Below are 17449 nucleotides of genomic sequence, written 5' to 3'. Positions count from 1 at the left end.
GCAAAATTATCTTTTGCAGCGCGATAATATATCAAACGGAAATTATGTAACCATTCAAACCCTGAGCGCTTCCTCCGTGATTGGCACCGACCCGCAGTATGCAACTTATCAGGCAACAGCAACCTGGCGGGTAATAACAAGCTGGACTATTACGTGCACGCCCACCATAAAAAATCCTGTTCCCAATGCCACCAACCTGAATACTTCGCGTTCCAATATTTACAAAACAAATAATCCGAATGCGGTTTCTCAAACAGATTTTGCATCTCAAATTATTATTTATCCCAATCCCACGAGCGGAGTTTTCACGCTGGAGGTCGGACGGCAGACGACAGCCGCAAGGCAAGTAGAAATTTATAATGTGTACGGAGAGCGGGTGTATTCAGAATCTATCATCGGTCGTCAGTCATCCGTCATTGATTTGCGCGCAGCGCCCAGTGGAATTTATTTCCTTCAGTTAAAAACAGAGCAAGGCATTGCAAACAAAAAAATAATCATCAATAAATAATACTCACCCCGACTTCGTCACCCCTCTCTATGCATAGAGAGGGGAAGGGGGAGAGTAATAAAATAAACCACAATGAAAAAACATTTACTCCCTTCCTTTCTTCTAATTATCAATTGGCAATTATCAATTATCAATTGCTTTTCTCAGGTGCAATTGGTAAAGGACATTAACACTTCTGCCGCTATAATTAGCTCTTATCCTGGCGGCTTCATTAACATGGGCGGAGTTTTTTATTTTAACGCAGATGATGGCAGTAACGGAAATGAATTCTGGAAAAGTGATGGAACTGCAAACGGAACTAAGATGGTGAAAGATATTTGCCCGGGCTCTTGTGCTGGCGGTTTTTCCAACGCTGTAAATCTTAACGGGACATTATTTTTTGTTGCCAGCGATGGCAGCCACGGTGCCGAACTCTGGACAAGCGATGGCACTGCTGGCGGAACTGTGATGGTGAAAGATATTAATCCGGGTTCCGGGAGCGGATTTGTGAGCGGCATGCTGGTTGCAGGGAACACTATTTATTTTCAGGGAACGGACGGTGTTAATGGCAATGAACTTTGGAAAAGCGATGGCACTGCTGGCGGAACCGTGATGGTGAAAGATATATATCCCGGAGCAACTTCTTCTAATCCCAGTTATCTGGCAGGTGTTGGCAGCACATTATTCTTTGAAGCCAATGATGGAACTAACGGCTATGAATTATGGAAGTCGGATGGAACAACTTTAGGAACTGTGATGGTAAAAGATATTTATCCCGGTTCTACCAGTTCAGCTCCTAACTCTCTTATAAATGTAGGAGGCACATTATATTTTGTTGCCAACGATGGAACAACCGGAAGCGAATTATGGAAAAGCAACGGCACCACCGTTGGCACCACCCTCGTGAAAGATATTTATACAGGAATAAATAATGGAATTCCCTTTGGCGGATTGGTTAATTTTAATGGCACCCTGGTGTTTGTTGCCTATGACGGACCAAGCGACAATGAAATCTGGAAAAGCGATGGCACTACTGGCGGAACTGTGATGGTAAAAGATATTAATCCCGGAGCCGGAGGTTCTTCCGCTGCTTATCTTACAGTTGTAAACAGCATTCTTTTCTTCAGGGCAACTGATGGAGGAGCAGCAGGCATTGAGTTGTGGCTTAGTGACGGAACGGCAGGCGGAACAGCGTTGGTGAAAGACATTTATCCGGGCGCTACTACTTCCAGTGCATCTAACCTTACAAACATAAATGGTATTTTATATTTTGAAGCAAATGACGGAACCAATGGCAGTGAATTATGGAGAAGCGATGGAACTTTGGGTGGCACGGTTATGATTAAAGATATTTATGCCGGGATTACCGGCTCTTCTCCTTCAACTTTCATAGCAGGAAGCGGCTTTGCACTTTTTCGGGCAGATAACAATACCAATGGAATTGAACTGTGGAAAAGCGATGGAACAACAGGCGGAACTATTCTTTTAAAAAATATTGCTCCCGACCTTGCCACTTCCGGTATAGACAAGATGACTGCTGCCGGCACTAATGTTTTTTTCTTAGCCGATGACGGCACAAACGGTCCCGAACTCTGGAAAAGCGATGGAACAACAGGCGGCACTTCTCTATTGAAAGATATTAATCCGGGTGCTGGCGGTTCCGGCACGTGGAATGTGTCAGCAATAAATAATATCGCATTCTTTGATGCCAATAATGGAACTAATGGAGATGAATTATGGAAAAGCGATGGAACAACAGGCGGAACTGTAATGGTAAAAGACATTATTGCCGGTTCGGCAAACGGCAACCCGGAGATGTTTACCAATGTTAATAATAACCTGTTTTTTTATGCGGATCAAAGCGCAACCGGATCGGAATTATGGAAAAGCGATGGCACCACAGGTGGAACAGCGTTGATAAAAGATATTCTAACGGGCACTTCAGGTTCTATATATTCCTACACCCAACCAGATTATGCGAATATAAATGGCAAATTATATTTTCCTGCCTTTAGCGGCACATTGGGAGCAGAACCCTGGCTCAGTGATGGCACCAGCGGGGGAACTCAGCTGATTTCAGATATATGGACTTGTAGTGGATGTGGCTCAAACCCCGGTCAATTCACCTATGCAAATGGCACGACATTTTTTTATGCCCGTACTGGCAGCGTTAACGATTATGAATTATGGAAAACCGATGGGACATCAGTGGGCACTGTTTTGGTAAAAGATATTTGGCCGGGAACAAACGGCAGTTGGCCCTATTATTTAACCAATGTAAACAACACGCTCTTTTTTCAGGCAGGTGATGGAACAAATGGTATTGAACTTTGGAAAAGCGATGGAACAACAGGCGGAACAGTGATGGTAAAAGATATTTATTCCGGAGCAAACGGTTCTAATCCTTCCAACTTAGTTAACATAAACGGAACTTTATTTTTCACTGCTGATGACGGCATCAACGGTCCCGAACTCTGGAAAAGCAATGGAACAACCGCAGGAACTGTAATGGTAAAAGATATTTATCCGGGAAGTGCCGGCTCTTCTCCTTCATCGTTAGTCAATTTTCACGACACACTTTTCTTTTCAGCATCTGATGATATTTATGGCGCTGAATTATGGACAAGCACAGGCACTGCTTCAGGCACTAAAAGGGTTTCTGATATTTATTCCGGTGCCGGTTCATCCACTCCTGATATGCTTACGGCTGATGCAAACACTTTGTTCTTTCGTGCCGATGATGGAATTATCGGCAGGGAACTTTGGAAACTCACCATGCCTTCTCCTATTACAGATACTGCCGCAATCACCAATGTTTCATGCAATGGATTGAGTGATGGTGCAATTAATCTAACCGTATCGGGCGGCACATCTCCTTATACATTTCTCTGGTCGAACGGAGCAACAACACAAAACATCAGCGGGCTGATGGCAGGCACTTATACCATAAATATTTCAGATGCGTGGGGATGGACCCATGTTGATTCTTTTGCGGTTATGCAACCGGCAGTTCTATCCGCTTCTCTTTCATCTCAAACAAATGTAACCTGCAACGGAGGAAATAACGGAGCAATTAATATTTCTGTTTCGGGCGGAACAACTGCCTATACTTTTCTCTGGTCAAATAATTCTTCAACGCAAAATGTTTCAGGATTGATAATAGGAAACTATTCCGTTTTAGTTACTGACGCGCACGGATGTACCCAAACTTTTTCAACAACTATTACCCAGCCGCCTGCGCTTGCGGGAACTATTTCTGTTACTAATGTAAGTTGCAATGGAGGAAGCAATGGAACGGAAACCGTGAATATGACAGTGGGCGTTTCTCCATTCACTTATCTTTGGAATAATTCTCAGACCATACAAACTGCCACAGGACTTGCAGCGGGAACCTACAGTGTTCTTGTTACTGATTTCACCGGATGTACAACCACATTCACTGCCGCTATCTCTCAGCCAAATGCGCTCAGTGTTTCTGCTAGCAGTGTTGGCAATCCTGTGTGTGATAGTTCAGGCATGGCAAAGGCAACAGCTATGGGAGGTACAGGAACTTATACCTATTTCTGGAGCAGCGGGCAAAGCGGAACTGCTATAACTGCAACCGGACTTTCAGCCGGTAATTACACTATTACCGTTGAAGATGCTAACGGGTGCACTTCTTCCTCAACTTTCACAATGACAAATAATCCTCCGCCCGCTCCTGCCATTTGTTCAATTACCGTTGACTCTCTTTCGCAGAATAATGAAATTATATGGGATAAAGCACAGACCAAACATGGAGATACAATTTTTATTTACCGCGACACTGCCAACAATGCTTACGGCTTAATCGGAAAAGTTTCGTACGATTCGCTGAGTTGGTTCATTGATACCGTGCGCACACTCTATGCCGCCAATGGCGACCCGAATGTTACATCCTGGAGATATAAACTTGCTGTGAAAGATAGTTGCGGCAACACCAGCGCAAAGAGCCCTTACCATCAAAGTATCTTTATGTATTACAGGCAAAATTATCTTTTGCAGCGCGATAATATATCAAACGGAAATTATGTAACCATTCAAACCCTGAGCGCTTCCTCCGTGATTGGCACCGACCCGCAGTATGCAACTTATCAGGCAACAGCAACCTGGCGGGTAATAACAAGTTGGACTATCACCTGCACACCCACTATTATCAATCCAAAAAATCCCTCTATTAATTCTCTTAACCTCAATACCTCTCGCTCCAATATTTACAAAACAAATAATCCAATCGCGGTTTCTCAAACAGATTTCGCTTCTCAACTTATTATTTATCCCAACCCCACGAGCGGGCTGTTTACGCTGGAGGTCGGAGGACAGACGACAGACGCAATGCAAATAGAAATTTACAACACGCTTGGGCAAAAAGCGTATTCAGCATCAGTCAGCGGTCGTCAGTCGTCCGTCATTGATTTGCGCGCAGCGCCCAGTGGAATTTATTTCCTTCAACTGAAAACCGCTGAAGGAATTGCAACTAAAAAACTAATCATCTCCGCAAAATGACGGAGTCCGTAACTTTGTTCGGACAATAAATAAAACATGATGAAAAAGTATTTTTACATAGTTGCTGTTGCAATTATCAATTATCAATTATCAATTATCAATTCTGCCTTCGCGCAAACCACCCTCCTTCAGGAAAACTTTACCAATTACATGGGAACATCAGCCACTGTTCCGGCAGGATGGTATTTCAGTTGGCAGGGCGATTACACGACTACTTCTTATTCTGGCACAAGCGGACCAAACTCATATAAATTCGGAGTTACAGGCGCAACCATTGTTACTCCATCATTTGCAAAAGCGGATTCAGTTTCATTCTGGCTCAAGGGTTCATCAACCGACACGGCAAGTTATCTTACGCTGTACGAAACATCCGACAGCATCACATGGACAACGCTCGTAAAAATAAAACCGATTCCCACTTCGGGAACAACTCTGGGGCATCATGTGGATAGTACAGCCATCCATTTAAAATTTGTTTACACGAAGTCGGCAGGCAATGTTGCGTTCGATGATTTTCTTCTCTTGAAAAAAGCCCCGCTTGTTCCTACGGGAACTATTCCCAAACCCGACCATGTTGTGATTGTGATGGAAGAAAATTATTCTTACTCCGACATTATTGGAAATACTGCGGAAGCGCCATACATCAATTCACTGAGTACCGATACCAATAGCGCGCTGTTTGTAAATTCTTATGCGCTCACGCATCCGAGCCAGCCCAATTATATCATGCTCTTTTCAGGAAACAATCAGGGAGTTACAACTGATAACATTGCCACTAATACTCCTTTCAGCACTTGCAATTTGGGCGCTGAACTTTTACAGAACAGTTATACTTTTTCCGGTTATGCCGAGAGTTTGCCTTCAACCGGAGATACTGTTTCCATTTCCGGCAATTATGTGCGCAAGCATTGTCCATGGGTAAACTGGCAGGGCACGGGCACCAATCAAATTTCTTCTGCCGACCATCAGCCCTTTACAAATTATCCCGCTGGAAATTATTCTTCGCTGCCAACGCTTTGTTTTGTGATTCCGAATCTGGCAGACGATATGCACAACCCCATTGCAAATCCATTGGTGGCAATTCCCGCAGGCGACACTTGGCTAAAAAATAATATGGACGGATATATTCAGTGGGCGAAAACACATAACAGTTTGTTCATTCTTAGTTTTGATGAAGATGATAATATTTCAAGCAATCACATCACTACAATTTTTTGTGGACCAATGGTAAAAGCCGGGCAAGACACGATGCACATCACGCATTACAATGTGCTGCGCACGCTGGAAGATATGTTTGGATTACCCGCTTGCGCAAGCAGTTCTTCGGTTCTTCCCATTACTAATTGCTGGAATGCAACTGCTACCGGAACAAATGAAATGACGAATGACGAATTACAAATGACGATTTATCCGAACCCCACGAGCGGGCTGTTTGAAATACAAGTCGGCAATGGGCAGTCGGCAGCAGGCAATGAATACAAAATAGAAATTTATAATGTGTTTGGCGAAAAAGTGACACGAAGTGTCATTCCGAGCGGAGCGAGGAATCTCACGATTGATTTAAGCCAAGCGCCCGGTGGAATTTATTTTCTGCACATAAAAACAGAGCAAGGCATTGCAAACAAAAAAATAATCATCAATAAATAATACTCACCCCGACTTCGTCACCCCTCTCTATGCATAGAGAGGGGAAGGGGGAGAGTAATAAAATAAAACACGATGAAAAAACTTTATGTCTCTGCATTCCGCCTCAAGCGGAACGCAATCATTTTTATTGCTGTCATTACTGGCGCAGTGAAGCAATCTCATGCACAATCAATTCTCATTCAGGAAAACTTTACAACCTATCAGGGCACAGCAGCAACAGTTCCCGCTGGCTGGATATTTACTACGAATGGCGATTACACCAGCGCTGCCAATTCCGGTCCCAGCGGACCTAACTCCTACAAGTTCGGAACGAATGGCGCCACCATCACTACTCCATTTTTTTCTAACCCCGACTCGGTAAGTTTTTGGCTCAAAGGCGTGAGCACCGATACGGTGAGTTCGTTAGATGCTCTTTATACAACCGACAACATTAACTGGAATCCAATCAGCACGATTAAACCTATTCCAACCAGCGGCACGATAAAAAAATATGCAGTGCCCTCTGCTGCAATCGCGCTTCAGTTTACTTATACAAAATCGGCAGGCAATGTTGCATTCGATGATTTTCTTCTCACAGGAATTAATGCAGCGCCTTCATCGTCATCGGGAAAAATTCTGATTTACTTTAACCAGCCCGTGGATAACAGCGTATCAACCGGAGAAAATGCAATTTACCTGAATCAAACTGCCGATGATACGCTGATTGCCTATATTAACCGCGCTAAAAATACAATTGACATTGCGCAGTACGACTATAATCAGTCAAGCGGATATTCCAACATTGCGACCGCACTCAATAACGCTTATGCAAAAGGAATAAAAATCCGTTACATCTATGATGGCGCTGCATCCAACACCGGGCTTGCGGCACTCAATGCGGGCATTCCAAAACTTGCAAGTCCTACAGGAGCAAATTACAATATCATGCACAACAAGTTTGTGATTCTTGACGGAAGATGGAAATCATCCAATGCGCTTAACAGTTGGGTGAACACAAGTTCATTTGACTGGAACGCCAATCAGTTTAACAATGATTACAACAACATGGTTTGCATTCAGGATTCTGCGCTGGCGCATGTTTACACAGCGGAGTTCAACATGATGTGGGGCGATACGGGAATGACTTCTAATTCTACGAACTCTAAGTTTGGTCCTTACAAAACCGATTTAGGCAAACATAATTTTACGATTGGCGGGCATTTGGTAGAACTTTATTTCAGTCCGAGCGATGGAACAAACAATCATATTCTTTCTTCCATCAGCAGCGCCAACACCGATTTATATTTTGGAGTTTATACATTGACATTGGCAAACGATGCCGATTCGCTGGTGGCAAAAAAGAACAGCGGAGTTTATGTGGCGGGAATTGTTGACCAATATACTGCGTCTTCCTCTCCAACGACCTATAATATTCTGACTACAGGATTAGGAAGTATGTTAAAAGAATATACTGGCAGTTATATTTATCACAGTAAATATTTAATTGCTGACCCAAGCAATACTTGCTCCGATCCGCTCGTGCTCACGGGCTCACACAACTGGACAAACTCTGCCGATACGAAGAACGATGAGAACACACTTATCATCCATGATGACACGATTGCAAATATTTATTATCAGGCATTTCACAAGGACTTTTATACTCTCGGTGGAACACTTGCCATTCCTGCTCCTTGCGTGATTGGAGTTAGTGAAGTCCGGAGTTCAGAGTTTGGAGTTGAGGTGTATCCCAATCCCAGCAGCGGAATGTTTACGCTGGAGGTCGGAGGACAGACGACAGATGCAAGGCAAGTAGAAATTTATAATGTATACGGTGAGCGAGTGTATTCAGCATCCGTCATCGGTCGTCAGTCATCCGTCATCCGTCTTGATGCTCCCAGCGGAATTTATTTTCTGCAAATGAGCACAGAGCAAGGAACAGTGAACAAAAAAATAATCATTAACAAATAAAACACGATGAAAAAACATTTACTCCTTCGCTCTTTCTCTCTTTTCGTATTTTTCGTACTCTTTCGCTTTTCGGTGATTGCCCAATACACCAAACTCCTCGATTTTGCAGGCGCAACAAACGGACAAAGTCCTTATGGCGCCCTTTATTCTGACGGCACATTTCTCTATGGAATGACAAGTGCAGGCGGCACAACTGGTGATGGAGTTATTTTTAAAATACAACCCGATGGAACAGGGTATTCCAAACTTTTGGATTTTAACGCAACAACCGAAAACACTCCTTACGGCTCTCTTATTTCTGACGGAACCTTTCTCTATGGAATGATAGCCTTTGGAGGTACATTCGGTTATGGCGTCATCTTTAAAATAAAGCCCGATGGAACCGGTTATGCAATCCTGCATAATTTCGGAAGCGGTTCAGACGGAAGCAGTCCTCACGGCTCTCTTATTTATGACGGCACTTATCTCTATGGAATGACAAATGCGGGCGGTGGAAATAATTACGGAACAGTTTTTAAAATAAAACCCAATGGAATCGGCTATGCCGATTTGCTCGACTTTAATGCAACAAACGGACAAGCTCCTTTTGGCTCTCTTGTTTCTGATGGAACATTTCTTTACGGAATGACAGCCAAAGGCGGTGCAAACAATCTGGGAGTGCTCTTTAAAATAATGCCCAATGGAACCGGCTATGCCGACCTGATTGATTTTAATGGCGCTTTTTATGGAAGTTATCCTACGGGTGACCTTATGTATGACGGAACCTATCTGTATGGAATGGCACAAAATGGCGGAGCAAACGGTTACGGAACCATCTTTAAAATAATGCCCAATGGAACAGGATATACCAAACTGCTCGATTTTTCAAATATTGCAAACGGAAGTAATCCTAATGGCTCTCTTATTACTGACGGATTTTATCTCTATGGAATGACCTATCAAGGCGGCACATACGGTGCCGGAGTCCTCTTTAAAGTATATTTCAATGGAAGCGGGTATACCAAACTCATGGATTTTGATGGCGCTTCAAACGGAAATAATCCTTACGGCTCTGTTATTTTTGGCGGAGGCATTCTCTATGGAATGACAAGTTCGGGCGGCATAAATAGTGATGGAACAGTATTTAAGTATGATCCTATTAGCATATCTGCAGTAATGACCGGTAATCCAATTTGCAGTAATCAATGTACTGGCTCTGCAAGTACAAGTGTATTAAATGGTACGCCTCCCTATACCTATTTATGGAGCAGCGGAGAAACAACTTCAACAGCAACGGGCTTGTGTGCAGGAACAAATACAGTAACAGTAAGTGATGGTATTGGCGGCAGTGCATCCGATATAGTTACTATTACATCTCTTCCACAACCAACCGCACCTTCCATCTGCGCTGTCACAGTTGATTCGCTTTCGCAATACAATATTGTTTTGTGGGATAAAACTCCTTTTGCAGGAGGCGGAGTGGATAGTTTTATTGTTTACAGGGAAATTACAACAAACAATTATCAAATTGTAGGCGCAGTGCCTTTTGATTCGCTCAGCATGTTTGTTGACACTGTGTTTGCAAAATATTTTCCTTACACAGGCGACCCCAACAAAGGAACTTACCGCTACAAACTTGTGGCGCGCGACACCTGCGGAAATTACAGCGCCATGAGTAATTACCACAACACCATTTACACTACCAACAACAGCGGAACTTTTTCATGGAATTTTTACGCCATAGAAAACACCGCGAACCCTGTAACGGGCTATATTCTGAGGCGTGATGATTTAAGTAATGGAAACTGGAAAACGGTGGCGGGAGTATCGGGTACTCAGCAAACCGTAACTGACCCCAATTATTCATCTTACCCAAACGGGAGCTGGCGCGTGGAAACCCAGTGGAGCATCAGTTGCACGCCCACCATAAAAAATCCGGTTCCGAATGCAACCAACCTGAACACTTCGCGTTCCAATATTTACAAAACAAATAATCCCAACGCGGTTTCTCAAATAGATTTTGCTTCTCAACTTATTATTTATCCCAACCCCTCCTCCGGCATTTTTCAAATACAAGTCGGCAGCGGGCAGTCGGCAACAGGCAATGAATACAAAATAGAAATTTACAATGTGTTTGGAGAAAAAATGACACAAAGTGTCATTCCGAGCGGAGCGAGGAATCTTTCAATTGATTTAAGCAATCAGCCCAAAGGAATTTATTTTATGAAGGTGCAGAGCGAGAGCAAGATTTATACTGAAAAAGTGGTGATACAGTAACTCACCCTGTCCTTCGGACATCCCTCTCTTTCAAAAAGAGAGGGAATGAGGGAGAGTTTGTTTGAAAGTTTTTACGGAGAAGGTGGTGATACAGTAAGCAATGCTTAACCATTCTTCATAAACAATTCAAACGTTTCCCTTGCAAACTCAGGCAGTTTGCGGTAGTCCTTCAATTCCATTTTCCGCGAGAGTTTGATAAAGTTATTTTTCCGGATATGCGCCTGCATTTGCTTTTCCGTAAGTTTGTCAATGAGCAGGTAGTTGTCTTTTCCGTAGTGATACTGCCAGGGAGAATCGTTCACGCAGAAATAAACGCCCTTGCCCGATAGAACATCTCCCTTATACCTTATATCTTTATTCCTTATTCCCCCTGCGTGCAGCGTGCAACTGAAAAACTTCCCCCACCAGAACAGGGTGCGGAATGCAAACACGGAATCTTTTCCGAAATATTTAGGGTAATCAAGTATAAGATAAGGAAGCCCGAGATAGTTTTCTCCGCGAAAGATTTTCCCCATGCTCGCATCTGCTTCTGCCGGAAGAATTATTTTTTCTTTTTCAATCACTGATTTTATTTCATCTCTGGTTTGCGCCAGCAGCGCATCCATTTTTTTTGTAACGCTTGCTTTAATGTAAAAGAAGCGGGAGTTATGAAGGGCATGCAGTTCGGTTGGTGAAAAACGCATACGTAAAAGTAAAAGATGTTTCGCTTCGCTCAACATGACAACTTAAACAGTAAACCGCAGACAGGCAACCGGAAACTAATTCTTCATTCTCGCTCCATCCTTAAACTTCACCACGAAACAATCTTTATAGCCCTTGCTTTGCATTTCTGCGCGGTACTTCATGGCATCGTCAATGGTTTTGAATTCGCCTGCGGTGTATTTATACGCAGCGCCATCCCGGTATTCGCCAATATCTTTCAGCCCTTTGAATTTATCAGACACAAGCGGAATGCGCTGCGAAGAAGACAAGAACTGAACTTTGTAAATAATTAGCCCGTTGCCGGTAGTTAGTTGTCCGTTGTTCGTTGAATCTTTTTTTATATTCACTTCTAACTTTTCACTTTTGACTTTTAACTTTGGGATAGAATCTTTTTTTGTACTGACTGCTGACCTGGCTGTATCCACCCGCGGCATGAGTTGAGGAATAGAATCTTTCGGTGAAGCTTTAATTTTCTCTTCGCTCTCAATCACGGGTTCTTTTTTCTTTACCGAATCTTTTTTTAGTTCACTTGTCACGCTGAGCGAAGTCGAAGCATCCTTATTTCCTTTCGAACCGGAAGTATCTTTTTCCGGAACATACTTGGGCGTATTCTCAATCTCATCTTCATACTTCATAAGTTTTCCTTCCACTTCATCTTTATATTGCCTGAATGCGCTGAAGATGGCGCGCGCCATGTAATCCTGCCCTTTTTCTCCGCCCACAAATTTTTCTGCCGATGGGCTTGAGATAAATTCTGTTTCAATGAGCACGCTCGGCATTGCCGTTCGCCACAGCACAAGAAACCCCGCCTGCTGAACTCCTTTGTCAACCCGCCCGGCTTTTTCTTTCACCTGTTTCTGCACCTTGGAAGCAAAATTCAAACTCTGTTTCAGGTAAGCATTCTGCTGCATGGTAAGCAGAATGTAACCGGTTTCGCTGTTGGGGTCGAAGCCCTCGTAGCGCTTCGAATAATTTTTTTCCATGAGGATGGAAGAGTTCTCGCGCATTGCCACGTTCAGGTTGGCGTTGGTTTTATGCAAGCCCATCACGTAGGTTTCCGTTCCGAACACATCCGGATTGCAATTTGTCTTTTTTGTTTTCTTGTCAATGGAGCAGGCGGTGTTGCAGTGAATGCAGATGAACAAATCGGCTTTGTATTTATTGGCAATGGCAGCGCGTTCATCCAGTTCCACAAACACATCGGTGCTGCGCGTGTAAATCACTTTCACATCGGAGATTTTTTCTTCAATATATTTTCCGAGTTTGAGCGCAATGCCCAGCGCCACATCTTTTTCATATACATTGGTTATTCCGATGCAGCCGGGGTCTTTTCCTCCGTGCCCTGCATCAATCACCACTGTTTTTATTCCGAAGGGAAACGAGCCGCCTGAATTTATTTTGTTAAAATTCGTTAAGAGAAAATTTTCCGGTGTAACTTTTGATTCATCCGCATGTCGAACAACAAGGAAGGATGTGCTCAGAAAAGCAATCAGCGAAATAAAAAAAACAAGAATGCGTTTGTTCACAATTTAATGTTGAAGCGGTTTGAGTTTCGTATCGAAGCCAACTATATTTTTTATTTAGTTTTACCCAAGAAAACAAATTTACTTAATCGGAGTGAAAGTTAAAAAAGCAGCAACCATTCTTTTCAGCAGGCAGTTGTTAATTCTGCCTGCCGTTTATTTTTCATTTCCTTTTTTCATTTTCGCACAAGATACCGCTCACGTTAAAACTTCTGACACGATTCATGCCACAACTCCCGACACTTCCGTTTCCGAGTCCGCCATTAAATCAAAAGTGATTTACAGCGCGCGCGATTCCATGCGCATGGATTTGGACAGCCAGAAAGTTTTTCTTTACGGGGAAGGAAATGTGAAGTACGAAGAGTTGGAACTGAATGCCGATTACATTGAGTTCAACATGAAGACCAACATTGCCTTTTCGCGCGGTGCGCGCGATAGTTCGGGAAATGTACGGCTCGACAGCGCGGGCAATGCCATTGGCGACCCGGTGTTCAAGCAGGGAGAAAAAAGTTTTGATGCGAAAGAAATCACTTACAACTTTGAAACGAAGAAAGGAAAGATTCGCGAAATCACTACGGTGGAAGGCGAAGCGTTCATTCATGCCAGAGACGCGAAGAAAGATACAGGCGATGTATATTATGTGAAGAACGGGCGCTACACCACCTGCGATTTGGAGCATCCGCATTTTTATATCAAGACCACCAAACTGAAAGTGATTCCCGATGATAAAATAATTTCAGGTCCAGCGTATGTTGTCATAGGTGATGTGCCGCTTCCATTAGTGCTTCCCTTCGGAATTTTTCCGAACAAGACCGGAAGAAAATCGGGCGTGCTCATTCCGTTTTATGGCGAAAGCAATCTCGGATATTTTCTGAAGGATGGCGGATATTATTTCGGCATGAGCGATTTTTTTGATTTGGCGCTGCGCGGAGATTTTTATTCCAAAGGAAGTTTTGGAGTAAAGACGCATTCCAATTACATCAGGCGGTATAAGTACAGCGGCAATGTTCAGTTGAGTTACTCCAATATTCAAATCAGCGAAAAAGAATTTCCTGATTATTCCCGCACGCAGGATTTTTTTCTGCGCTGGTCGCACATGCAGGATGCGAAGGCAAGCCCCACTTCGCGGTTTTCCGCCAATGTGAATGCAGGAACAAGCACCTACCAGAAATATAATTCCTACAATGCGAACGATTATCTCTCCAATACTTTTCAGTCGAACATTGCGTGGAATAAATCGTGGCAGGGCAGCCCGAATAATCTTTCCATCAACGCTTCGCACAGCCAAAACACGAAAACAAAAATTGTGGATGTAACTCTTCCCGATGCGGCTTTCACTATGGGAAGGCGTTTTCCTTTCAAGCGCAGAGATTTTGTCGGCAAGCCGAATGTGATTGATAAAATAGGAATCAGCCCTTCCTTCAACGCGAAAAATTTTATCCGCATGGATTCTGCTTTCTTCAAAGACCCGTACTTCGTCAACAAATTATCCGACCGCATGCAGAACGGAATAAAAGCATCGGCACCCATCACCACTTCGTGGAATCTGGGACCGCTTATTTTTTCTCCGTCCATCAGCGCCAATGCATACGGGTATTTTCAAACCATTCACAAGCGCTGGGATGCGGACAGCAGCAGAGTTTTTACCGATACGCTTCGCACATTCAAATACGGATATGATTATTCCACTTCGCTCACCACCAGCACAAAATTATATGGAATGTTTGCGTTCAGGCACGGAATAGTGAAAGCCATCCGCCATGTGATGACTCCTTCCGCTTCGCTGAGCTGGCGTCCTGATTTCAGCCAGAAGCAATATGGATTTTATGAAGATGTTCAGACAAATACTTTTGGAAACACGCAATCGTATTCCATTTTTCAGAATGGAATTTTCGGTTCGCCTGCTTCGGGAAAATCAGGAGTGATTACGCTGGGGCTGGATAATAATTTAGAGATGAAACTCCGCCCTGCAAAAAAAGATACTTCCACCAAGGATAGAAAAATTGTTCTCATTGATAATCTGCGAATCGCTTCTTCTTATAATATTGCCGCAGAGAATTTCAACTGGTCAACCACCAACCTTTCAGCGCGCACGCGGTTGTTCAAAAAAGTTGACATTACCCTAAGCAGCGTGCTCGACCCGTATGCGTATGACAATGTTCTGAAAAAAAGAATCGAGAAGTTTGAATACCAGGTGAACGGAAAACTTTACCGCCTCACCGATGCCGCCTTTGCGCTCAGCACCAGTTTGCGGAGTTTAACGCAGAAGAAAACTGCCAAAACCACAGGCAAAAAAACAGTGAAGAAAAATGTGGATGAACTGAATTACATTATGTCGCATCCCGATTATTATGTTGACTTCAACGTGCCGTGGGACCTTGCGGTGAATTACAATGTGGTGTATTCAAAGCCGGGCGCTTCCGATACGGTGATTCAATCGTTCACCTTCAGCGGAAATGTGAACGTGACGGAGAAATGGAAAGTGGGCTTCCGTTCGGGATTCGACTTTGTGAAAAAGAATTTTACATTTACATCGTTCGACATTTACCGCGATTTGCATTGCTGGGAAATGCACCTGAACTGGATTCCGTTCGGCTTCCGCAGAAGTTATATGCTTACGCTCAATGTGAAAGCAAGCGTGCTCCAGGATTTGAAACTCGAACGAAAGAGAGATTGGTACGATTATAATTAAAAGCCCCCATAAATTCCCCCGAAGGGGGAACTATAACAAGAAATAAAAACTATGTGTATGAACAAATCTTTTTTCTTCAGCGTTTTAATTTCAATATTCTCTTTTCAATTATCCCCCCTTTGGGGGGCGGGGGGGCAGCCCGATTCTGTCATCATCAAAAAAATTTCGGATGAAATATTTACCAGCGGGCAGGTGTATAAGAACGAAGAATATCTCTGCAAGCAAATCGGTGCGCGGCTCACGGGTTCGGAAGGCGCAGAAAAGGCGGTGAAGTGGACGGAAGAACTGATGAAGAGTTATGGATTTGATACCGTGTATCTGCAGGAAGTAACCGTTCCGCACTGGGTGAGAGGAGAAAAAGAAATGGGCATTATTAAACCTTCTGAATCACACAAAACAGGAATTAAGCCAACGAGCGAGCATGTGGGAGGAGGCGGAGCGGTAAACATTGTGGCGCTGGGCGGAAGCGTTTGCACTTCCAAAAATGGCATTTCAGCCGAAGTGGTGGAAGTAAAAAACTTTGACGAACTGAAAAAACTCGGCACGCAGGGAGTGAAAGGGAAAATTGTTTTCTTCAACCATCCCTTCGATGTGAAAATGATTATTCCTTTTCAGATGTATGGCGAAGCGGTGAAGTACCGCCACGCGGGCGCATCGGAAGCCGCACGCTACGGAGCGGTGGCGAGCATTGTGCGCTCCATGACGAATTACACGGATGATTATCCGCATACGGGCGCTATGGAATACAAAGATTCACTTCCTAAAATTCCGGCATGCGCCATCAGCACAAAAGATGCGGACTTTCTTTCGGCAATGCTCAAAGAAGACCCGCAGTTGCATTTCTTTCTGAAGATGAATTGCCAGTCGCTGGAAGAACTGAAATCCTATAACGTGATTGGAGAAATAAAAGGCAGCGAACATCCCGAAGAAATCATTGCCGTGGGCGGGCATTTAGATTCATGGGATTTGGCGGAAGGCGCAAGCGATGACGGCACCGGAACCATGCAGAGCATAGAAGTGCTGCGCGCGCTGAAAAAAATTGGAGTGAAGCCCAAGCGCACTATCCGCGCAGTCATGTTCATGAATGAAGAAAACGGATTGCGGGGGGCAACAGAATATGCAGAGCAGGCAAAGAAGAAAAACGAAAAACATATTCTCGCCATGGAAAGCGATGCAGGCGGATTTACTCCGCGCGGCTTCACCCTAACGATGCCCGAAGAGAAGAAGAAAAAAATTCTTGCATGGAAAGATTATTTTCTTCCCTATGGCGCCTACGATTTCACGCATAAAGGCGGAGGAGCCGATATCAGCCCGCTGGAAAAACAAAACGTGCCGCTGATGGAACTCTCGCCCGATAACCAGCGCTACTTTATAATCCATCACACTGCGCGCGATACCTTTGAGCAGGTAAACGAGCGTGAACTGGAACTGGGCGCCATTGTAATGACCATGATGGTTTACTTAGTGAGCGAGTACGGGTTGTGAGTGCTTGATGCGAAGTAATTGCTATAGCAATGTTTATACTTCCCCCCGCTCGCGCGCGTCTGTGACGCGTGCGAAGTCATGCCACGTTTGTAACGCTTTTGTAAGTTTGCCTAATGTCCGACAAATATAAAATAGATGACAAGGAAGGAATTTATTTTGTAACACTAACTGCAGTAGATTGGG

At 43.9% G+C, this 17449-nt stretch carries 9 protein-coding genes; 7 read left to right on the top strand and 2 right to left on the bottom strand.

Annotated elements, in window-relative coordinates; all coding sequences use genetic code 11:
• The 5 genes from HY063_05615 to HY063_05595 form a co-directional block, all read left to right on the top strand.
• A partial coding sequence (locus HY063_05615; protein ID MBI3501255.1) for a T9SS type A sorting domain-containing protein occupies positions 1-508 on the top strand: 508 nt, incomplete at its 5' end.
• Positions 509-580: 72 nt separating this feature from the next.
• On the top strand, positions 581-5011 hold the full coding sequence (locus tag HY063_05610; GenBank protein ID MBI3501254.1) for a T9SS type A sorting domain-containing protein: 4431 nt from the start codon (positions 581-583) through the stop codon (positions 5009-5011).
• Positions 5012-5050: 39 nt separating this feature from the next.
• Complete coding sequence (locus HY063_05605; protein MBI3501253.1) at positions 5051-6658, top strand: T9SS type A sorting domain-containing protein; 1608 nt, start codon at positions 5051-5053, stop codon at positions 6656-6658.
• A 72-nt stretch (positions 6659-6730) separates the two neighbouring features.
• Entirely contained in the window at positions 6731-8608 is a 1878-nt protein-coding gene (locus HY063_05600; protein ID MBI3501252.1) for a T9SS type A sorting domain-containing protein, read from the top strand.
• A gap of 6 nt (positions 8609-8614) precedes the next feature.
• Entirely contained in the window at positions 8615-10864 is a 2250-nt protein-coding gene (locus HY063_05595) for a T9SS type A sorting domain-containing protein (GenBank protein ID MBI3501251.1), read from the top strand.
• A gap of 104 nt (positions 10865-10968) precedes the next feature.
• On the opposite strand, the gene HY063_05590 is transcribed toward HY063_05595, so the two are convergent.
• Both HY063_05590 and HY063_05585 read right to left on the bottom strand, forming a co-directional pair.
• Positions 10969-11547, bottom strand: a complete 579-nt coding sequence (locus HY063_05590; GenBank protein MBI3501250.1) for a hypothetical protein — start codon at positions 11545-11547, stop codon at positions 10969-10971.
• Positions 11548-11622: 75 nt separating this feature from the next.
• Positions 11623-13092 (bottom strand): N-acetylmuramoyl-L-alanine amidase, encoded by a 1470-nt coding sequence (locus tag HY063_05585; protein ID MBI3501249.1) that lies wholly within the window; start codon positions 13090-13092, stop codon positions 11623-11625.
• A gap of 91 nt (positions 13093-13183) precedes the next feature.
• Here HY063_05585 and HY063_05580 point away from each other — a divergent pair, with 91 nt between their 5' ends.
• Both HY063_05580 and HY063_05575 read left to right on the top strand, forming a co-directional pair.
• Positions 13184-15781, top strand: coding sequence for an LPS-assembly protein LptD (locus tag HY063_05580; protein MBI3501248.1), 2598 nt, complete (start codon positions 13184-13186; stop codon positions 15779-15781).
• A 51-nt stretch (positions 15782-15832) separates the two neighbouring features.
• Entirely contained in the window at positions 15833-17266 is a 1434-nt protein-coding gene (locus tag HY063_05575) for a M20/M25/M40 family metallo-hydrolase (GenBank protein MBI3501247.1), read from the top strand.
• Positions 17267-17449 lie beyond the last annotated feature (183 nt).

Source organism: Bacteroidota bacterium (assembly GCA_016195025.1).
In the GTDB taxonomy this organism is placed as follows: Bacteria; Bacteroidota; Bacteroidia; order Palsa-948; family Palsa-948; genus Palsa-948.
The sequence above is the reverse complement of the archived record's forward strand: the minus strand, read 5'-3'. Positions and strand labels throughout refer to the sequence as shown.